The organism is Ruthenibacterium sp. (assembly GCF_017421385.1).
GTDB lineage: Bacteria > Bacillota > Clostridia > Oscillospirales > Ruminococcaceae > Ruthenibacterium > Ruthenibacterium lactatiformans.
The window spans coordinates 130702-150380 of sequence record NZ_JAFOIN010000092.1 but is presented as its reverse complement, the minus strand read 5'-3'; the positions used below and the strand labels follow the sequence as shown (position 1 = coordinate 150380).

Genomic DNA, 19679 nt, shown 5'->3' with positions numbered 1-19679 from the left:
TTTTGATTCCGGTTCTTCCGGGGTGCCCGTAAAGGCCGCTGCACGTGCGCTGCGGCGGCCTTTGCTTTGGAAAAGGAGGTTCGTTATGATGACTGCGGTCGTTTTGGTTCTGCTGACATTGTGCGTGTGCTTCGGTATCCGCTCCTATGCAAAGAAACTGCGGCAGGGCGGCGGCTGCTGCGGCGAACGGGAGCCGGCAGAAAAAAAGGTGCGCGTGGCGGACCGGAACAGGAGCCATTATCCCTATCATGCTGTTCTGAAAATAGACGGCATGGTGTGTGCAAATTGCGCGCGCCGTGTGGAAAATGCCATCAACCGCATGGACGGATACTGGGCTGAGGCGGACGTGGCCGGCGCGCGGGCAAACGTGCACTGCAAGGAAAAGCCGGATCTGGGACAGTTGAAAGAAGCTGTCCGGGCGGGCGGCTATACGGTGCTGTCTGCGGAATGCGCCGAAGACGCGCGTCACGCCGGCTAGCATGGTGCTGCACGCAAAAGATTTTCGGTGTGTTTTGTTTGACTTTTTCGCGGGCTTGTGCTATATATAAAAGGTACAAGGAAAAAGGCGCTGATGGAGACAGTAAGCACCGTGCAAAAGCCAAAGCGAACCGGGGAGAGTGGAAGCCCGGTGCAAGTAGTACTCTGCCGAATATCCCTCCGGAGCTGCAGGCTGAACCGCTAGTAAGCCATGCCGGTTTTTCACCGTTATCGAAAGCGCGTATGCTGGTACGCTGCAATAGGTGGTTCGCGAAGCAATGTCTTCGTCCTGTTCGCAGGACGGAGGCATTTTTTTGTATTTGACAGTGAAAGACGTTTCAAAAGCAGGAACGCATGCGGTAAGCGCCGTCGTGTGTGGTTTCATAAAAAAGCAAACTTGCTGCAGGAGGATTTTGACGTGTTGTATGACAAGGTATCCGCAAATCTGAATTTTATCGAGCGGGAAAAGGCTGTGGAGAAGTTCTGGGAGGACAACCAGATCTTCGAAAAGAGCATCGACTCGCGCAGAAACGGCCGGACATATACATTTTATGACGGCCCGCCGACAGCCAACGGAAAACCCCATATCGGCCATGTGGAAACACGCGCCTTTAAGGATATGATCCCGCGTTATCACGCGATGAAAGGCTGCATGGTGCCCCGTAAGGCAGGATGGGACACGCACGGCCTGCCTGTGGAGCTGGAGGTGGAAAAGCTCCTGGGGCTGGACGGCAAGGAACAAATCGAGGAATACGGCCTGGAGCCGTTCATCCAGAGGTGTAAGGAGAGCGTTTGGAAATACAAGGGCATGTGGGAGGATTTTTCTCACACGGTTGGTTTTTGGGCGGATATGGAGCACCCTTATGTCACTTATGATAACGCCTACATTGAATCCGAGTGGTGGGCGCTGAAAAACATTTGGGAAAAGGGCCTGCTTTACAAGGGATTTAAAATCGTGCCCTATTGCCCGCGATGCGGGACGCCGCTGTCCAGCCATGAAGTGGCACAAGGGTACAAGGACGTGAAGGAGCGCTCCGCCATCGCCAAATTCAAGGTGAAGGATGAAGACGCTTACATCCTTGCGTGGACGACCACGCCCTGGACGCTGCCTTCCAATGTTGCACTGTGCGTACACCCGGATGAGCGTTATGTCAAGGTGCGCATGAACGGGGACGGCACCGTCTATTATCTGGCGGAGGCTCTGGCGGATACCGTACTGGGCGAGGGCGCTTATACGGTGTTGGAGGCCTATACAGGACGCGATCTGGAATATAAAGAATACGAGCCGCTGTTCGCATTCGTACAGCCGAAGGAAAAGTGCTGGTATGTGGTATGTGACGGTTACGTCACGCTGACGGACGGCACGGGCATCGTGCATATCGCGCCGGCTTTCGGTGAGGACGATGCGAATGTGGGACGTAAATACGGCCTGCCGCTGGTGCAGCTTGTGGACGCAAAGGGCGAGATGACCAAAGAAACCCCTTGGGCGGGTATGTTCTGCAAAAAAGCGGACAAGGAAGTGCTCAGGGATCTGGAAACGCGCGGCCTGCTGTTCAGCGCGCCGGTATTTGAGCATAGCTATCCGCACTGCTGGCGCTGCGGCACACCGCTCATCTACTATGCCCGCGATTCCTGGTTCATCAAAATGACGGAGGTAAAGCAGGATCTCATCCGCAACAATAATACCGTCAACTGGGTGCCGGAGAGCATCGGCAAGGGTCGCTTTGGAGACTGGCTGGAAAACGTGCAGGATTGGGGTATCAGCCGCAACCGTTATTGGGGCACGCCGCTGAATATTTGGGAATGCGAGTGCGGTCACCGCCATTCTGTCGGCAGCATCGAAGAACTGAGATCCATGTCCGATAACTGCCCGGACGAAATCGAGCTGCACCGGCCGTATATCGATGCGGTCACCATTAAGTGCCCGCACTGCGGCAAGCAGATGAAACGTGTTCCCGAGGTCATCGACTGCTGGTTCGATTCGGGCGCCATGCCTTTTGCACAGCACCATTATCCCTTTGAAAACAAGGAGTTGTTCGAGCAGCAGTTTCCGGCGGATTTTATTTCTGAATCCGTGGATCAGACCCGAGGCTGGTTCTATTCGCTGCTGGCTATCTCCACGCTGATTTTCAACAAGGCGCCCTATAAGAATGTTGTTGTCACGGGGCTGGTACAGGACGAAAACGGCCAGAAGATGTCTAAGTCCAAGGGCAACGCGGTCGATCCGTTCGAGGCGCTGGCGAAGTACGGCGCGGACGCCATTCGCTGGTATTTTTATACGAACGGGGCGCCTTGGCTGCCCAAACGCTTTTCAGACAAAGGCGTGCAGGAAGGCCAGCGCAAGCTGATGGGTACGCTGTGGAACACCTATGCATTCTATGTGCTGTATGCCAACATCGATGCATTCGACGCTACGAAATATGCGCTGGAATACGACAAATTGTCTGTGATGGACAAATGGATCTTGTCCAAAATGAACTCTATGGTAAAATCCGTGGATGAAAATCTGGCAGCTTACGCCATTCCCGAGGCGGCGCGCAGCTTGCAGGAGTTTGTGGATGATCTGAGCAACTGGTACGTGCGCCGCAGCCGCGAACGGTTCTGGGGCAAAGACATGCCGCAGGATAAGATCAACGCCTATATGACGCTGTACACCGCTCTTGTGACCACAAGCAAGGCTGCCGCGCCCATGATCCCTTTCATGGCGGAGAGCATCTACCAAAATCTGTTGCGCAGCCTGGATAAGGGCGCGCCGGAGAGCGTTCACTTGTGCGGTTTCCCCGAAGCGGACGAGCGCCGCATCGACGCGCAGCTGGAGCGGGATATGGACCTTGTGCTCAAAATCGTGGTGCTGGGCCGGGCGGCGCGCAACGGTTCAAACCGTAAGAACCGCCAGCCTCTGGCGCAGATGTTTGTGAAAGCGGAGGAGGAGCTGGGAGATTTCTACAAAGAGATCATCGAGGATGAGCTGAACATCAAGGCCGTGACCTTCACGCAGGACGTTTCCGCGTTTACCTCGTACAGCTTCAAGCCCCAGCTCAAGACGCTGGGCCCCAAATACGGCAAGCGCCTGGGCGAGATCCGCACCGCGCTGATGGAGCTTGACGGCAGTGCAGCAAAAAAAGAACTGGATGCAAACGGCGTGCTCCGTCTGGAACTGCAGGGGGGAGCCGTTGAACTGGCGCCGGAGGACCTGCTCATCGAGATGACGCAGTCTGACCGGTACTTCACCGTTGAGGACGGCGGCGTGACGGTGGCCATTGATACGGAGCTGACGGAAGCGCTCATCGAAGAGGGCTTTGTGCGTGAGCTTGTGAGCAAATTCCAAACCATGCGCAAGGAAGCGGGCTTTCATGTGGAAGACCATATCCGGGCCTATGCCTCCGGCAACCGAAAGATCGAGGCGCTGCTCGCAGCAAACAGCGCGCAGGTAGGCGGCGATATTCTGGCGGATGCGGTGTGCACAGGAAGCCTCGCAGGCTACACCAAGGAGTGGGACGTCAACGGAGAATCGGTCACACTCGGCGTGGAGCGCATCTGATTTTAAAAGAAAACACCCCGAAAAGTTACAGCGCGCGTTGCGCGCTGTAACTTTTTTGCGTAAAATGGAGGGAAAATTGCGTTTCAACTTGTACAATCGCGCCGTTTATATTATAATAATATCTTGTGCCGGCCTGCTTTTTTGACGTGCCGCACAGTTGAAGCGTTCCGGCTTTGGGGACGCTCCGGGAAGTATCGCATGAGGGAAATGGACGAGAGAGGGGAAAAGAAACATGGCAGATTATTTTGCTATGGACAGCCGGCAGTGCGCGCAGGAACTGGACAGCCTGCGCAAGATTTATGAGGAGTATGCGGCGAAAGGTTTGAAGCTTGATATGTCACGCGGGAAACCCGCGCCGGACCAGTTGGATCTTTCGATGGACCTGCTTACCATCACGGATTACAAAGGTGAGACGGGGATCGATTCGCGCAATTACGGCAACCTGGAAGGCATGCCGGAGGCACGCCGCTTTTTTGCCGATATTCTGGGCGCACAGCCGGATGAGGTGATCGTGGGCGGAAACTCCAGCCTGAATATGATGTATTACCTGATCGACCTGGGATGGCGCCTGGGCTTTGCCGATAGCCCTGCCGCGTGGAATGCGTGCGGCAGGCCTAAATTTTTGTGCCCTGCGCCGGGCTACGACCGTCACTTCCGTGTGACGGAATATTTCGGATTTGAGCTTATCACCGTTCCCATGCTTCCCACAGGGCCGGATATGGACTGTGTGGAAGCGCTTGTGAAGGATGAGGCGGTAAAGGGAATCTGGTGCGTGCCGCTGTATTCCAATCCGGACGGATACAGTTACAGTGATGAAACCGTGCGCCGGCTGGCCGCGATGGAAACCGCCGCGCCTGATTTCAAGATCATGTGGGACAATGCATACTGCGTGCATCATTTGACCGATACCCATGACGTGATCTTGAACATGCTGGAAGAATGCCGCAAGGCCGGCCATGAGGACCGTGCCTTGATGTTCTGTTCACTGAGCAAGGTGACATTCCCGGGCGCAGGCGTAGCTGCAATGGCCGCCAGCCGCCGCAACATCGACTATATCCTTAAAAACATGTTCCCGATGATCATCAGCTTTGATAAGCTGAACCAAGTTCGTCATATACGTTTTCTGAAGGATATGGATGGTTTGGCCGCCCATATGGAAAAGCACCGTGCGCTTCTGGAGCCGAAGTTCAGGGCCGTGCTCGCGATATTGGACGAGGGCCTCTCCGGCTGTGGAAGTATTGCCCGCTGGACAAAGCCCAACGGAGGTTATTTCCTCAGCCTGTATACGCTCGGCGGATGTGCCAAACGTACGGTCCAGCTGTGCAGGGAAGCAGGCGTTGTGCTGACGGATGCCGGGGCCGCTTATCCTTACGGCGTGGACCCGCAGGACAGCAACATCCGTATCGCGCCCACGTTCCCGCCGCTGGATGAACTGGAGACCGCTTCCCGGCTGTTGTGCGTGTGTGTGCGTATCGCCACGCTGGAAAAGCTATTGCAGCGGCAGTGATGTCCCGGCGCTTTGCGCCTGGGCCCCGCGCCGCGGTAGGATAGATAATTTCATTTCTGGAGGAACACCATGAAGACAAAAGGGAAACCCTGGCAATTTTTTGTTGTTGCGGTCCTGATCGTCGTGTTCGCGTTTACCGCGTTCCTGGGCATCAGCACGCAGTATGGCGACACAACAAAAATTTGGGTGAAGGGCGCGCAGGACATCCGCTTCGGCATCGACATCCGAGGCGGCGTGGACGTGACGTTCATGCCGGCCGACGACTACGACGCAACGGACGAGCAGATGGCCGCGGCGGAGTCCGTCATCCAGCAGCGCCTTGTGAACCTGAACATCACGGACAACGAAGTGTATACGGATTACAATAAGGACCGTATCATCGTTCGTTTTCCGTGGAAGGAAGGTGAGACGGATTTCAACCCCGAGTCCGCGATCCAGGAGATCGGCGCCACTGCGGTGCTCACATTCCGCGAGGGTAAAGAAGTGGACAGCGAGGGCAAGCCCACAGGTGTGACGGCGGAGAACATCATCCTTGAGGGCAAGGACATCAAAAGCGCGACCGCTGCCGTGGACAACAATGCGAACAGCGCTACATACGGCCAGTATTATGTTTCGCTGGAACTCAACGATTCCGGCAAAGAGAGCTTTGCCGAGGCCACCACGCGCCTTTCGGAGTCCAAGGGAACCATCTCTATCTGGATGGACGACACGATGATCTCTTATCCCACCGTTAACTCTGCAATCACGGACGGAAACGCCATGATCACACTGAACGGTTCGGATGACAAGACGCGCGACGAAGCCATCTCTCTGGCAAACAAGATCAATTCCGGCGCGCTGCCGTTTGCGCTTACGGCCGAGAATTACAGCACGATCAGCCCCAGCCTGGGAGCAAACTCGCTGCAGGCCATGGTGATCGCAGGCGTGGTCGCGTTCGTGCTGGTGGCGCTGTTCATGATTGCGAATTACCGTCTGCCCGGCGCGGTGGCGGTTATTGCGCTGTTGGGGCAGACGGCCATGACGCTGGCATTCGTATCCGGCTATTTCTCTGTGCTCAACAGCTTCACGCTGACGCTGCCGGGCATCGCGGGCATCATCCTTGCCATCGGTATGGGTGTTGACGCCAACGTCATCGCCGCCGAGCGTATCAAGGAGGAGATCCGCTCCGGCAAGAGCATCGACGGCGCCATCCGCGCCGGCTTCGACCGCGGCCTTGCGCCGGTCATCGACGGCAACGTCACGGTCATCATCGTCGCGGTGATGCTGATGGGTGCGTTTGGCCCCACAGACGGCTTTTTCGCCAGGATGCTCAAGCCGATCTTCTTTGCCTTCGGCCCCTCTACGGCGGGCACGATCTATTCCTTCGGGTATACGCTGCTGGTGGGCGTGCTGCTGAACTTTGTGTTCGGCGTTATCTGCACGCGCGTGATGCTGAAGGGCATCTCCAAGCTGAAATGCATGCGCAACCCGGTTTTGTATGGAGGGGTAAAGAATGAAAAAACAGTATGACATCGTTGGGAACCGCAAAAAGTTCTTCATCTTTTCCGCCGTGCTGATCGTATTCATTCTTCTGTTCAGCGTGATTTTCGGCGTTGAAATGGATATCCAGTTCAAAGGCGGCGCGATGCTTACCTACAGCTATACGGGTGAGCTGGATATCTCTGCGGTGCAAAAGGATATTGAAAGTACGCTGGGCAGCAACGTAACGCTGCAGACCGGCAGCAGCATTGCGTCCGACGCACAGACGCTGACGATTTCCATGCCGGGCACACAGACGGTGGAAACCGCCACAGTGGAAGCCTTGAGTGTCAGGCTGGAAGAAAACTATTCGGATAACAGCTTTCGCCAGCTTTCGCTGAATAATGTGGACCCGACCATCGGTAAGGAGTTCTTTGCCAAGAGCATCGTGGCCGTTGTGGCGGCTTCGCTGTTGATCTTGGTCTACATCGCCGTCCGCTTTAAGAAAATCGGCGGCTGGCCTGCGGGCAGCATGGCTGTTGTGGCTCTGGTGCATGACCTGATCGTGGTATATGGCGTGTTCGTCGTCATGCGCATCCCCCTCAACGGGAACTTTATTGCGGCACTGCTCACGATCTTGGGTTATTCCATCAATGATACAGTCGTTATTTATGACCGTGTGCGTGAGAACCGCCAGTTGTACGGTAATTCGATGGATTTTGCCACGCTTGTGAACAACAGCATCAATCAGAGCCTGCGCCGCTCCATCAATACGACCATTTCCACGCTGCTGGCGTTGGGTACTGTATGCGTCGTGTCTGTGGTGTTCGGGTTGGACAGTATCTTTACATTTGCGTTCCCGCTCATCATTGGCATGATCTCCGGTGTTTACAGCACAATCTGTATTGCCGGCCCGCTGTGGGTGGAATGGGAATTGCACAAAAAAGCGAAGCCCCGCAAGAAAAAGGCCTGAATAGGGAATACCAAGCGGACGTATCTTGGATGCGTCCGCTTTTTGCTTGCAAAAAGGCCGGGACTGTGCCATAATAAGAGCAATCAAGCGAGGTGTTTTGACCATGCAGTGCGGAATATCCACTTCCTGCTTTTACCCGCAGGAAACAGCAGAGGCGCTGTCCGCACTGCGCGGCGCAGGCGTGGAAACGGTGGAGATCTTTCTCAACACATTCAGTGAACTGGAGCTTTCTTATACAGAGCGCCTGCGGTCGGTCCTTCAGGATGCGGGCATGCGCGCCGCCGCTCTGCACCCCTTTACGTCGGGGATGGAAACATTTTTCTTCGCTTCTGAATACGGCGGCAGGTTGGAGGACGGCCTGCGTATCTATCGGCGTTATTTTGAGGTATGCCGTGTGCTGGGAATCCCACGCGTGGTGTTCCACGGCGATTACAGGCAGACGCCGTTTCCGTTTCAAAGGCATTGCGAAAATTATCTGCTGCTGCGCAGGACAGCGCGGGAATATGGCGTTGATTTCTGTCAGGAAAACGTGGTGCGCTGCAAATGCGGCCTGCCGGAATATGTGCGTCAAATGCGGGAATATACGGGGGACGATGTCTCATTTGTTCTGGATGTAAAGCAGCAGCGGCGTGCCGGAGTGCAGCTGGAGGAAATGCTGGATGCGATGCGCGGAAAAATCGCGCATGTCCATTTGAGCGATTATACACAGCAAAACGACTGTACAGCGCCGGGTACGGGCGGCTTGGCACTTGAACCGTTTTTCAGGGAACTCAGGCGCGGCGGTTTTGCGGGAGACATCATCATCGAGCTGTACCGAAGCGGTTTTTCCTCAATGGATGAGCTGCTGGCTTCTGCGGCGATGGTGAACAAAATTTATGCCGGATGCTCCGTAGCATCCGGCTCGGAAAAGGAGCAGTGCCCATGAAATGTCCTTATTGCGGTGAGATAGACTCCAAAGTGATCGATTCCCGGCCGGCTGACGACGGAGAACGCATCCGCCGCCGCCGGGAGTGTCTTGTATGTCAAAAAAGGTTCACCACCTACGAGATCGTGGAGACCGTGCCTCTTATGGTGGTGAAAAAGGATAAGTCGCGTGAAGCGTTCAACCGTCAGAAGCTGCTGAACGGGATGATGCGGGCCTGCGAAAAGCGGCCGGTGTCGTATCAGATGCTGGAGGACGCCGTGGACAATATCGAACAGGCGCTGCTCAATTCCTACGAGCGGGAGATCACGTCCATTCATGTGGGCGAACTTGCCATGCAGGAGCTGAAAAATATCGACGAAGTAGCTTATGTGCGCTTTGCGTCGGTATATCGCCAGTTCGGAGATATCAACACCTTTATGGACGAATTGAAGGACCTGCTGAATAAGCGTGCCACACAGGGACGTGACACCGCGTCAGAAGATGCTGAAAAATAAATGCTCCATGGCATGGATCTGCTCGCTTGCTTTGTCGATCTCGCTGAACAGGTCCTGTATGGTTTCGCCGTTCGCATAGGCTGACAGGCCATGCAGGCTGACTGAAGCGGATGTGACGGTTTCACGCCGGATGAAGAATTCCAGCAGATGCTGGCGTGTTTCATAGTATTCCAGCAATGCGTCGATTTGGTGTGCGGCGTTTTCGTAATTCTGCGCGCCTGCGGCTTCGCGTATCCCGGAAAGCTGGGCCTGGACAGATTGTGTTACACGAAAAACTGCAAAGTGGCTGGCGGCCGAAAGCGCTGCGGCAAGCAGCAGAATAAAGATCGCAATGCGTATCCTGCGCATGAAAACATCTCCTTAAAAACGATGCGGAAAGCCGGTTTTTACCGGCTTTCTTTTTTTACGATACTCGTCTCTTTGGCGTCGTTGCACAAAAATAAAAGCACGTCCTTCCGTGCGAGCCCCGCATTGCGGCACTGAGCGTCTATCCAGTCCGCATCCACAGAGTAAAGCCGCATATTGACGGGATTCAGCACGCCGTCCACCAGCAAAGGAAGTGACGGTTGCTTTGCCGTGGGCGGTTCAATGTGAAGGTCTTTGTTGCAGGGCGTATCGCGCGGAAACTTTTTCAGCACGCTCACGCTTCCATTGGTTTCCACAATGGCGAAAGCGACATCTGAAAGCTCAAATACGTCCTTGCCACGCAGCGCTTCCAGCAGGTCGTCCACGGTAAAGCGCAGATCGAACAAAGTGGCTTGGTCGATCACGCCGTTCCGGATGATGACGCGCGGGCTGCCGGAGACCAGCTTTGCAGCGCGTCGGGACCGCACACACAGCGCGGACAGGAGTATTTCCGTTGCGACAATGATGAACACGGGAACCACGCTTCCGATGAGCGGGAGCTCCGGCGATTCAATTGAGATAGAAGCAAGATTGGAAATCAAAATTGTGGAAACAAGCTCGGAGGGCTGCAGCTCGCCGAGCTGTTTTTTGCCCATCAGGCGCATTGCGCCGATAATGAGCACATAAACGAGCAAGGTGCGGAACAGCAGGATTGCCATGGCGGACTCCTTTTCAATGTATTGGCCCACAGCGGGCCGCTGTTATTGAATGTTGCCCGGTTTGACTAAATTTATCCTGCTCCCGCCATACTAAGGGCACGGGAGGGGATGCATTTGGAACAGACATTAACGACAAGCCTTTTGGACAACAAGCTCGCGCTCAAGGGACTGTTCGGCACAGCGACGGATTTTTATACAAAGGATATCACACTGATGGGATATCCGGCCTGTATTTGCATGTTTGAGGGGCTTTCCAGTATAGAGCGGCTCTGGATCATGATGCTCGACGTTTTGAGTAAGCCGGACGTTCAGCCGGAGACTCCGGAAGAGCTGTTTGACTATATCCTCAAGCAGACGGCCATTCCGCTGGAGAGCAAAAGCGTTGTCTGTGTGGAAGATGCGCGTGCGCAGCTGACGGCGGGCACCAGTGTCATTCTGATCGACGGCGTAGCACGGGGGCTGGTTCTTTCTACACAGAGCATGCAGTTCCGCTCGGTGCAGGAGCCAAGCGGGGAAGGGAATGTCCGTGGCTCGCGGGAAGGCTTTACAGAACCGCTTCGTGTGAACATCAGCTTGATGCGGCGTCTGATACGCAGCGGTGAGCTGATGGTGGAAACGATGACAGTGGGGGAACATACCAAAACGGAAATTGCGCTTTTATACAACACACAGCTTGTCCCGAAGCAGATGCTTTCCACTGTGAAGCGCAGGCTGGAATCGGTTAAGCTGCCGTTTTTGTTCGATACCGGTTATCTGGCGGCGTTTTTGCAGAAAAGCCGATTTTCATTTTTTCAATCGGTAGGATACACGGAACGGCCGGATACTGCCTGCGCAAAAATCTGCGAGGGGAAAATCATTATCATGGCGAATGGAAGCCCTTTCGCTATGATCGTGCCTTATTTTTTCAATGAGAATTTTCAGAGCATGGACGACTATTCCGAAAAAGCATACTTTGCATCGCTTATCCGCATTCTGAAATACTCTGCGTTCCTCATCGCGGTGATGCTGCCGGGCGTGTTCGTGTCCGTTGCGAATTTCACGCCGGAGCTGCTGCCGCCGGAACTGCTGTACAAAGTTGCGTCTGCGGAGCTTGCCACGCCGCTGCCGCTGTTTATGGAAGCACTGTTTGTCAATTTTCTGCTGGAGATCGTGCGGGAGGCAGGGCTGCGTCTGCCCAAGCCCATCGGCCATTCGGTGAGCCTTGTGGCGGCGCTCATCGTAGGGGATGCTGCCGTCAGCGCAGGCATTGTGGGCACACCTGTGGTCATCGTGGCCGCAATGACAGCGATCTGCACCTTTGTAGTGCCATCGCTGTACGAGCCGATCACAGTGCTGCGCATCCTGTATATATTGGCCGGCGGCCTCCTGGGGCCTTTGGGTATCGTTACGCTGCTGTTTTGTATGCTGCTGGGGATGTGCGGTATGAATTCTTTCGGTATCCCGTATACAGCGCCCATCGCGCCGGGCAGCAGTGCATTTTGGAGGGACGGCCTGCTGCGGCGCAACTGGCATACGCTGGCGCGGGCAGATTTTTCCATTGACCAGCTGCCCGGAAAGGAAACGGGGGAGACGCAATGAACGAGCATACAACAGTGAGCGCAAAACAGCTCTGTACACTGGTGTTCCTCTCATTGGCGGTGGATATGGCTGTGCGCCCATTTACCTCCGGAGGCTCGGCGGGCGCGCAGATTGCGATTTTGGCCGCTGTCCTCAACACGGCTGTAGTCAGCATACTGCTTCTGCCCGTGCTGGGGTTGCTGCGGCGCGAAGCCTTCACCACGCTGAAGGGCGGCGTTACGTTTGGGTCCAAGGCGCTGCTCACGCTTTCGGCGGTGCTGTTCGCCGCCGGGGGAGCGGCAGCGATGGTGCGTTCCGAGGCATTTTTTCGCTATGTGAGCGACGAGCCGATGCCGCAGCTGTTGGTATACGGGCTGTTTCTTCTTGTGGTGTTTTATGCGCTGCGGTGCGGGCTGGAAAGCATCGTACGTGTGCTCGGTCTGGCCGCAGGCCTCTTTTTACTCTCTATGGCACTGATGCTGGTCTCCAACCTGGGCGGCGTGCATCTGTCGAACCTTACCTTTCAGCCATTTGATTTTCCAGAGGTTTTGCGGACGGCCGCGCGCGGTTTTACGCTGCCGCCGGAATTGCCGTTGTTCTGTCTGCTGAGCCTGCATGCAAACCGGGAGAAGCGCCGGCCGCTGCTCAAAACGCTGGCGCTGCTGTGCGTATTTTATATCGGACTGACGTTCTGCTCCGAGGCGGTTTTGGGTATGAAAGCGCAGCTGCAGCAGCAGACCATCCATACGCTTTCACGTCTGGGCAGCATTTCTGTATTCCGCCGTCTGGATGCTCTGCACATTGCTGCGTGGATGCTGGCGGAGCTGTGTAAGGTAGCAGCGCTCGCCTACGGCGTGCAGAGCGCCCTTACACCGCTGCTGCCCCATAGCCAGCGCGGAGGCAAAACCTGCGGATATGCTGTGGGATTGCTTGCCGTGCTGCTGGCCGTATGTGCGGGCGCGCCGCCTGAGACGCTGCGCGCGGTACTCACGGCAGGTACGGCCGTGCTGCTGGCATGTACGGTGGTGTACGGCTGTGTAATGGAGGGCTTCTATGCAAAAAAACGCGTATAAAATAATTGCGTTGACACTGCTTTTGATGCTGCTGTGCGGCTGTAAGCAAAGCCGCAGTCTGGGGGAACGCGCCATTGTGAAGATGGTGTACCTGGACGAGTCCGGCGGGCAGGTGCAGGCTGGACTGGTGGTGTTCACCTGTGCGCCGAATTCTGATACGGCCTCGGTGGAAGGGCAGGCTAAAATTTATACGGCGCAGGGAAAGAGCATTGAAGAAGCTCTGTACAAGGCGGAACAGCAGCAAAACAAAAAACCGTTTTATGCCCAGAATGAGATTTTGCTTTTGGGGCCCGGCGCCGCGCGCAATGTAACGCCGTACCTTTCTTATTTTGCAGACGAAAACGCCGCGCGTCCAAATCTTGCTGCGTTTTTAACGCCGCTGACGGCGGAAGAGCTGTCTGAATGCGAGGACGTGATCAGCGATGTAGTGAGAGAAGGCGAACGGCTGATCGGAATGGGAGCCGATGAGCAGGATCGTACGCAAAGCATTTTTGAGATCAATCTTTCGGGAACAGGCGGTCTGGACGGATATCTTCCCGTGTTTTCATTTTCCAAAGAAGAGAAGGAGTTTCGCGGGGTCCGGCAAATGGTGCTGTTTCGCAGCGGCGCACCCTATGCTGTTTTGGAGGACGCTGCAATGCAGATGTTTCTTCTGCTGAATGGGAAGGCACGGCAGCTTACAGTGAACACACAGATCGAGGGACGGGTCGTATCATTCCGGACACAGCAGCTGCAGCTTACGCATACAGCTTCCACTGCAGGCGGCGCACCGCATCTTGAAGTGTGTCTGACCGGAAAGCTGGACGATGTAACGGTAGACGGAGCCCCCGTTGCGGACAAAGAAGAAGCGGAAATGACACGGGAGATCAACGCTTACCTGAACCGGGAAGCCGAGATGCTCAACCAAGCGACATTTGCCAGAGGAAACGATACGTTCCATTATGCATGGTGGCTGAAGCTGTATGATACCGCAGCCTGCGAAGCGCTGCTTCGTGCGGGGACACTGTACGACATTGCAACGGTGGACTTTTCATCAGAGCTGAAACCCGTGTAAAGGCCCTGCGCATGCGTCTGTGCTAAAAACAAAAAACCGCCCCGGAATACTCCGGGGCGGCCGCTTTTCTTTTAGGGGCCGGGAAAGGCTTAATCCCGCAGGATCTTATCTGCCACATACAGGCCGTGGGCGGCCGCCTGGCTGAGCGAGCGGGTGAAGCCGGTGCCGTCGCCCACAGCATAGATCTTTTCGCAGCCATCCAGTTCAAAATCGGTGCAGTCGGGACGGGCGGAATAGTATTTGCATTCCACACCGTAAAGCAGCGTGTCGTAATTCATCGTACCCGGCGCGATCTTGTCCAGCGCGGCCAGCGTTTCCACAATGTTGTCCAACTGACGTTTGGGCAGGCAAAGGCTCAGATCTCCGGCGACTGCATTCAGTGTAGGACGCACGGTGCTCTGGGCCAGCCTTTTTTCATCTGTGCGGCGTCCGGCCATCAGGTCGCCGAGGCGCTGCACCAGCACGCTGCCGCCGCTGATGAGGTTTGCAAGCCCTGCGACGCTGCGGGCATATTCGATAGGTTCCTTGAACGGCTCGGTAAACCGGATGGTAGAAAGCAGCGCGAAGTTGGAATTCTGGCTCTTTTTGGCTTCATCCACATAGGCGTGGCCATTGACCGTGAGAACTCCGGAGGTGTTTTCCATAACCACCTGCCCGCGCTCGTTGAAGCAGAACATGCGCGTGACGTCTCCGTACTGCTTGGAACGGTACCAGATTTTTGGCTCGTAGATCTTATGGGAAAAATCATCCCATACCATGCTGGGAAGCTCGACGCGAACACCGATATCCACCTGGTTGTTTTTCAGCGGAATACCGTTTTGAGAACACCATTTGGCAAAAAAGCGGCTGCCCACACGGCCGACGGCAAAAATGATATGCTCCGCCGTGACGCTGTCCTGTACGCCTTTGCCTTCATAATGCACAGTATGAGCGGCTTTGTCCACATCGGTCACGTCGGTATCCGTCAGAATGGTTACATGTTCCTTCAGAAAAGCCGCCATTTTTCGCATGGTCTCGAAATTGGCGTCCGTTCCCAGATGCTTGAGCTGGGCCTGCGCCATATGCAGGTCATACTCCAGGCATTTTTTCTTCAGCTCGTTGTTGGGCATGAAGCGCTCTGCAGGCGCGCCGAAGTGCTGCAAAATACCGTCTGCCTGCTCGATGTAATCCAAAACCTGTTCGGGAGGCAGAAAATCCGGCAGCCAGCCGCCGTATTCTGTGGAAATGACGTATTTGCCGTCGGAAAAAGCACCTGCTCCGGCAAGGCCCTCCATAATGGCGCAGGAGGGGCATTTGATACAGGTAGGGGCTTTTCCGGTGACGATGGGGCATGCCCGCCTTTCGATGTCGTGTCCTTTCTCGAACAGAACGACCTTTGCCCCAGGCGCTTTTGTGGCAAGCTCGTAAGCGCTCATCAGTCCGCCGATGCCGCCTCCGATGATCGCAACGTCATAATGCTGCATGATTATCTGACTCCTTTGCTTTTTGCTTTTGCTTTTATCTTCATCTTGGCCTTATATTCGGCCATTGCGCGCTCATATACGTTGAGCACCGCACGGATGAACTCTTTTTCGCCGTAGCGCTGCGTAAACGCTGTTACCTTTTGGCGGCGCAGTGCGCGCTGCTCAGGCGTAAGAGCGGCTTCCTCGCGCAGCAGCGCAGCCATTTCCTCCGCCGTGTTAAAGACGTTGCCGTTTTCGCCGGGGGTGATCTGGTTTTTGTTGTAGATGTCCAGCCGCTGGATCACGTACAGTCCACTGGCCATAGCCTCCAGCATGGAAATGGAATTCATTTCGGACAATGAAGCGGTGATGAAAAGGTCGCATGCATGGTAATAGGGCGGCAGGAACTGGTGCTCAATGCGGCCAAGCAAACGAACCTGAGCACCTACGCCCAGACGGGCGATCTGCCGTTCCAGATTTTCCTTTTCCGGGCCGTCTCCTATGATGAACAGCTTGTAAGCGTCGTCCCCGCGGAAATGCGCGGCAAAAAACTCCACCAGCACGTCGATGCTTTTTTCCTTGCCCAGACGGCCCACAAAACACATGGCCGTATCCCCGTCACGGATGCCCAGTTTTGTCCGGATGGCGGCAACGTCGTCGCGCGAGACGTTTTCGGGCATAAAGTCGGAAAGATCCACTGTATTTGGGATAATATTGATGTGCCGCTCTACGCCGCACCGGCGCAGGAACTCCACTACCTTCAGAGACGGGCCGATGATCTCAGTGGCCTTGTTGGCCACTTTGCGGAAATAAACATGAGCGGCCGGCTTGACCATGTTCTGGAACCGTTCAGGCGCGACATAGAACATGTAATCGTCATACATCGTGTGCAGTGTGTAGACGATGGGCTTTTTCAGCTTGCGCGCGGCAAACTGCGCAAAGATACCCATGCTGAACTCGGTGTGGATATGAATGATGTCCGGGTCAAAATCCTGAATGATGCGCAGGCGCTGGATGTTGACAGGGTTGGACAGTCCATACCCGTAAATGCGTTTGAGGGGGATGGCGGGGCAGTACAAAACACCATCCTTAACATAATGGCATACGGCCTTGGGGCTGGTGGTGACGATGAGCACCTCATGCCCTGCGTGCTCCAGGCTCTCCTTCAACGTCTTGATATGCGTCACGACGCCGCTGATGAAGGGGAAGTAGGTCTCTGTAAAAATAGCTACCTTCATAAATGATTACTCCTTTTGGGTGTGCTGTTCCCATACAATTATCAGTATAACAAAAAATCGTTCGGAAAGAAAGCGTATGGCTGTACAAAAACAAAATTGATATCTCTCTTCCAATCATATATAATAGAATTATCAATGGAATCCTATAGGATAAAGGAGGACGTTCCTATGCCGCAGTTCAGTGTTTCTTTGGACAAGGTCGTGGAAAAGCTGCGCCTGGAAGTGGTCTACACTCCCACGGAGCTGAAAAATATCCCTATCTATACGGCGGATGTGAACCGCCCGGGCCTGCTGCTGACAGGCTATGACGAATACTTTGACCCCACCCGCATCCAGATATTCGGCAACGCCGAAGTGGGTTATCTTACCACGCTGCCGGAAAGCGAACGCCGCAGCCATATCCACACGCTGTTCGCGGCAAAGCCGCCTGCGCTTATCGTAACGCGCAACCTTTCCGTGTTCGACGAGGTGCTGGAGTTCGCTTCCCAGTATGAAGTACCCGTGCTGCGATCCACAGAAAATACATCCAGTCTGATGAGCGCGCTGATTTCGAACCTGAGCGTCGAGGTGGCGCCGCGCATCACGCGGCACGGCGTATTTGTAGAGATTTACGGCGAGGGCATTCTCATCCTGGGCGAGAGCGGCGTCGGCAAGAGCGAAACAGCCGTGGAGCTCGTGAAGCGCGGGCACCGGCTGATTGCGGACGACGCGGTGGAGCTGCGCCGTGTGTCTGACCGCACGATCTTGGGTACAGCGCCGGAAAACATCCGCCATTTTATCGAGCTGCGCGGAGTGGGCATCATCAATGTGGCGCGCGTATTCGGCAGCGGCGCGGTAAAGATGAGCGAAAAAGTGGATCTTGTGGTGGAGCTGGAGCCGTGGGACAAGACCAAGAATTACAGTCGCACAGGCCTTGAGACAGATACGACGGATATTATGGGCATCCAACTGCCCTGCACGGTGATACCCGTAATGCCCGGCCGCAATCTGGCCGTGATCCTGGAGGCGGCGGCCATCAACAACCGCCAGAAAAAAATGGGCTACAATGCGGCGCGCGAGCTGCTTGCCCGCCTGGGGCTGGACGAGGATGATCCGTCCCTGCGCTGAGCTGCTTACATGAATTTAACGAGAAAGAGAAGCAAATTCCTTCATGAATATCATTGCAGACCTTCATATGCATACAATGGTATCGAACCATGCGTTCAATACCGTCACGGAGATGGCGCGGCGCGCCTGTGAGCTTGGGATGTTTGCCGCGGCGCTCACCGACCACGGCCCGTCTATGCCGGACGCGCCGCACCCTTGGTATTTTTACAATCTGACAACGCTTCCCAGCCGCATCGAGGGCATCTGGTTGCTCAAGGGAGTGGAAGCGAATGTGCGCGGCACAGACGGCAGTCTTGACATCGAGCCGCAGGAATTTGAGCGGATGCAGCTCGACTGGGTGATCGCGTCTATCCATAGCGATACATTATGCCCTTCGCTTTCTGAGGACGAAGCCACGCAGCTGTGGCTGAACGTTGCGCAAAGCCCTTATGTGGATTGCATCGGCCATTCGGAAAGCCGCAGGCACCGCTATGATTACGACGCCGTGACAAGGGCTTTTGCCCGCTGCCGCAAGGTGGTCGAGATCAACGCGAATTCCGCTGTTGTCCGTCCGGGCAACGAGGAAAACATGCGTGAGCTTGCGCTTGCCTGCAAACGCAACGGCACAAAGATCGCCGTGAATTCCGACGCGCATTCCATTTATCATTTGGGCCAGTTCGATACGGTGCTGCCCATGCTGCGCGAGATCCACTTTCCGGAGGAGCTTGTGGTGAACGCAAGCCGGGAAAACCTGATCACTGTGCTGAAAGAACATCAAAAGCCGGTCGCAGACCTGCTGGAAGGAAGTAAAGAAGAATGAAAATATATACCATCGGTGTCGACCTGGGCGGCACAAATATCAAGGCGGGCCTTGTAGATGAAGCACATCATATCGTGGACAGCGTTTCCTGCAAGACAAATCTGCCGCGGCCTGAGCATGAGGTGGAAGCGGAGATCGCCGCGTTGTGCAGCCAGCTCGCACAGCGGGCAGGACTGGACATGGCCGCGCAGATCGAATCCGTGGGCATCGGCACGCCGGGCAGTGTGAACCCGCATACAGGCGTCGTGGAGTTCAACGCCAACTTCGGCTACCGTAACTGGCCGCTGGTATCGGCAATGGAAAAGCTGCTGCCGTGCCGCGTGTACATTGAGAACGATGCAAATGCCGCAGCCTACGGCGAATACATCGCAGGTGCGGCGCAGGGAGCAAAGTACGCCATTGCCGTTACGCTGGGCACGGGCATCGGCGGCGGCATCATCATCGACGGAAAGATATTTTCCGGCTTCAACTCCGCGGGCGCGGAGATCGGGCATACGGTTATCGTCAAGGGCGGGCGCCCCTGTATGTGCGGGCGGCGCGGCTGCTGGGAAAAATATGCTTCCGCCCGTGCGCTGGCTGAGGATACACTGGCCGCGATGGAACAGCATAAGGATAACATCATGTGGAGCTATGTGCACGGCGACCCTGCGCGCGTGAATGCCAAGACGGCTTTTGACGCGATGCGTGCGGGCGATGCACTGGGCACGCAGGTGGTGCAGAACTTTGTGGAATACGTTGCCTGCGGCCTGACGAACCTGATCAATATCTTTCAGCCGGAGATCATCTGCATCGGCGGCGGCGTATCCAAGGAAGGCGATACGCTTCTTGCGCCCGTGCAGGCGGTAGTGGACCAGGAAGATTACGCCCGAGAGGGCATGCGGCGTACGAAAATCGTCACTGCAAAGCTGCGCAATGACGCGGGCATTATCGGTGCGGCCGGGCTTGCCACGCAGCATCAATGATTTTGGAG

The 19679-nt window shown here is 55.5% G+C and carries 17 protein-coding genes; 13 read left to right on the top strand and 4 right to left on the bottom strand.

The genetic code is table 11. From position 1 onward, the window contains the following. The first annotated feature begins 85 nt into the window (after positions 1-85). The 7 genes from IIY41_RS11670 to nrdR all read left to right on the top strand — a co-directional run bounded on the left by IIY41_RS11670 (position 86) and on the right by nrdR (position 9375). Positions 86-478 (top strand): heavy-metal-associated domain-containing protein, encoded by a 393-nt coding sequence (locus IIY41_RS11670; protein WP_040910280.1) that lies wholly within the window; start codon positions 86-88, stop codon positions 476-478. 420 nt (positions 479-898) lie between these two features. After that, on the top strand, positions 899-4018 hold the full coding sequence (gene ileS / locus IIY41_RS11665) for an isoleucine--tRNA ligase (RefSeq protein ID WP_287400853.1): 3120 nt from the start codon (positions 899-901) through the stop codon (positions 4016-4018). Positions 4019-4250: 232 nt separating this feature from the next. Beyond that, a complete protein-coding gene (locus IIY41_RS11660) occupies positions 4251-5525 on the top strand; it encodes an aspartate aminotransferase type Ic (protein WP_117472029.1) in 1275 nt (424 codons plus the stop codon). Positions 5526-5594: 69 nt separating this feature from the next. After that, positions 5595-7034 carry a preprotein translocase subunit SecD gene (locus IIY41_RS11655; RefSeq protein ID WP_058723541.1) on the top strand — a complete coding sequence of 480 codons (1440 nt, stop codon included), beginning with the start codon at positions 5595-5597 and terminating at the stop codon, positions 7032-7034. Then, positions 7018-7956, top strand: a complete 939-nt coding sequence (gene secF, locus IIY41_RS11650; RefSeq protein ID WP_009325819.1) for a protein translocase subunit SecF — start codon at positions 7018-7020, stop codon at positions 7954-7956. Before IIY41_RS11655 ends, secF begins: the two co-directional genes overlap by 17 nt. 103 nt (positions 7957-8059) lie before the next feature. Beyond that, the gene (locus IIY41_RS11645; RefSeq protein WP_055080848.1) at positions 8060-8881 is read left to right on the top strand and encodes a sugar phosphate isomerase/epimerase family protein; all 822 of its coding nucleotides are present in this window, start codon (positions 8060-8062) and stop codon (positions 8879-8881) included. Continuing rightward, positions 8878-9375: a transcriptional regulator NrdR gene (gene nrdR, locus IIY41_RS11640; RefSeq protein ID WP_009325817.1), complete on the top strand. Its 498-nt coding sequence runs from the start codon at positions 8878-8880 to the stop codon at positions 9373-9375. Before IIY41_RS11645 ends, nrdR begins: the two co-directional genes overlap by 4 nt. Here the strand turns inward: nrdR and IIY41_RS11635 are convergent. Next, positions 9355-9723 carry a DUF4363 family protein gene (locus IIY41_RS11635; RefSeq protein ID WP_009325816.1) on the bottom strand — a complete coding sequence of 123 codons (369 nt, stop codon included), beginning with the start codon at positions 9721-9723 and terminating at the stop codon, positions 9355-9357. The genes nrdR and IIY41_RS11635 overlap by 21 nt on opposite strands. A gap of 38 nt (positions 9724-9761) precedes the next feature. Continuing rightward, positions 9762-10439, bottom strand: coding sequence for a DUF421 domain-containing protein (locus tag IIY41_RS11630; protein ID WP_055080847.1), 678 nt, complete (start codon positions 10437-10439; stop codon positions 9762-9764). Between the two features lie 114 nt (positions 10440-10553). Here IIY41_RS11630 and IIY41_RS11625 point away from each other — a divergent pair, with 114 nt between their 5' ends. Genes IIY41_RS11625 through IIY41_RS11615 form a run of 3 tightly spaced genes read left to right on the top strand, consistent with a single transcriptional unit; the run spans position 10554 to position 14123 of the window. Next, positions 10554-12017, top strand: coding sequence for a spore germination protein (locus IIY41_RS11625; protein WP_009325814.1), 1464 nt, complete (start codon positions 10554-10556; stop codon positions 12015-12017). Beyond that, positions 12014-13069 carry a GerAB/ArcD/ProY family transporter gene (locus IIY41_RS11620; protein WP_155202273.1) on the top strand — a complete coding sequence of 352 codons (1056 nt, stop codon included), beginning with the start codon at positions 12014-12016 and terminating at the stop codon, positions 13067-13069. The genes IIY41_RS11625 and IIY41_RS11620 overlap by 4 nt, the downstream gene beginning before the upstream one ends. Beyond that, positions 13050-14123 carry a Ger(x)C family spore germination protein gene (locus tag IIY41_RS11615; RefSeq protein ID WP_009325812.1) on the top strand — a complete coding sequence of 358 codons (1074 nt, stop codon included), beginning with the start codon at positions 13050-13052 and terminating at the stop codon, positions 14121-14123. Before IIY41_RS11620 ends, IIY41_RS11615 begins: the two co-directional genes overlap by 20 nt. A gap of 89 nt (positions 14124-14212) precedes the next feature. On the opposite strand, the gene IIY41_RS11610 is transcribed toward IIY41_RS11615, so the two are convergent. Both IIY41_RS11610 and IIY41_RS11605 read right to left on the bottom strand, forming a co-directional pair. Further along, on the bottom strand, positions 14213-15586 hold the full coding sequence (locus IIY41_RS11610) for an NAD(P)/FAD-dependent oxidoreductase (protein WP_287400834.1): 1374 nt from the start codon (positions 15584-15586) through the stop codon (positions 14213-14215). A gap of 2 nt (positions 15587-15588) precedes the next feature. Continuing rightward, positions 15589-16803: a glycosyltransferase gene (locus IIY41_RS11605; protein WP_287400832.1), complete on the bottom strand. Its 1215-nt coding sequence runs from the start codon at positions 16801-16803 to the stop codon at positions 15589-15591. Between the two features lie 168 nt (positions 16804-16971). Between IIY41_RS11605 and hprK the strand changes: the two genes are divergently transcribed. Genes hprK through IIY41_RS11590 form a run of 3 tightly spaced genes read left to right on the top strand, consistent with a single transcriptional unit; the run spans position 16972 to position 19671 of the window. After that, positions 16972-17910 carry an HPr(Ser) kinase/phosphatase gene (gene hprK / locus IIY41_RS11600; protein ID WP_009325809.1) on the top strand — a complete coding sequence of 313 codons (939 nt, stop codon included), beginning with the start codon at positions 16972-16974 and terminating at the stop codon, positions 17908-17910. A 43-nt stretch (positions 17911-17953) separates the two neighbouring features. Then, positions 17954-18709 carry a phosphatase gene (locus IIY41_RS11595; protein ID WP_287400830.1) on the top strand — a complete coding sequence of 252 codons (756 nt, stop codon included), beginning with the start codon at positions 17954-17956 and terminating at the stop codon, positions 18707-18709. Further along, positions 18706-19671, top strand: coding sequence for an ROK family protein (locus IIY41_RS11590; protein WP_287400828.1), 966 nt, complete (start codon positions 18706-18708; stop codon positions 19669-19671). Before IIY41_RS11595 ends, IIY41_RS11590 begins: the two co-directional genes overlap by 4 nt. Positions 19672-19679 lie beyond the last annotated feature (8 nt).

Excerpts from the sequence above, each read along its gene's own strand:
- IIY41_RS11670 (WP_040910280.1), top strand. The coding sequence starts at position 86 with ATGATGACTGCGGTCGTTTTGGTTCTGCTGACATTGTGCGTGTGCTTC.
- IIY41_RS11660 (WP_117472029.1), top strand. The coding sequence starts at position 4,251 with ATGGCAGATTATTTTGCTATGGACAGCCGGCAGTGCGCGCAGGAACTG.
- IIY41_RS11655 (WP_058723541.1), top strand. The coding sequence starts at position 5,595 with ATGAAGACAAAAGGGAAACCCTGGCAATTTTTTGTTGTTGCGGTCCTG.
- secF (WP_009325819.1), top strand. The coding sequence starts at position 7,018 with ATGAAAAAACAGTATGACATCGTTGGGAACCGCAAAAAGTTCTTCATC.
- IIY41_RS11645 (WP_055080848.1), top strand. The coding sequence starts at position 8,060 with ATGCAGTGCGGAATATCCACTTCCTGCTTTTACCCGCAGGAAACAGCA.
- nrdR (WP_009325817.1), top strand. The coding sequence starts at position 8,878 with ATGAAATGTCCTTATTGCGGTGAGATAGACTCCAAAGTGATCGATTCC.
- IIY41_RS11635 (WP_009325816.1), bottom strand. The coding sequence starts at position 9,723 with ATGCGCAGGATACGCATTGCGATCTTTATTCTGCTGCTTGCCGCAGCG.
- IIY41_RS11630 (WP_055080847.1), bottom strand. The coding sequence starts at position 10,439 with ATGGCAATCCTGCTGTTCCGCACCTTGCTCGTTTATGTGCTCATTATC.
- IIY41_RS11620 (WP_155202273.1), top strand. The coding sequence starts at position 12,014 with ATGAACGAGCATACAACAGTGAGCGCAAAACAGCTCTGTACACTGGTG.
- IIY41_RS11615 (WP_009325812.1), top strand. The coding sequence starts at position 13,050 with ATGCAAAAAAACGCGTATAAAATAATTGCGTTGACACTGCTTTTGATG.
- IIY41_RS11610 (WP_287400834.1), bottom strand. The coding sequence starts at position 15,586 with ATGCAGCATTATGACGTTGCGATCATCGGAGGCGGCATCGGCGGACTG.
- IIY41_RS11605 (WP_287400832.1), bottom strand. The coding sequence starts at position 16,803 with ATGAAGGTAGCTATTTTTACAGAGACCTACTTCCCCTTCATCAGCGGC.
- hprK (WP_009325809.1), top strand. The coding sequence starts at position 16,972 with ATGCCGCAGTTCAGTGTTTCTTTGGACAAGGTCGTGGAAAAGCTGCGC.
- IIY41_RS11595 (WP_287400830.1), top strand. The coding sequence starts at position 17,954 with ATGAATATCATTGCAGACCTTCATATGCATACAATGGTATCGAACCAT.
- IIY41_RS11590 (WP_287400828.1), top strand. The coding sequence starts at position 18,706 with ATGAAAATATATACCATCGGTGTCGACCTGGGCGGCACAAATATCAAG.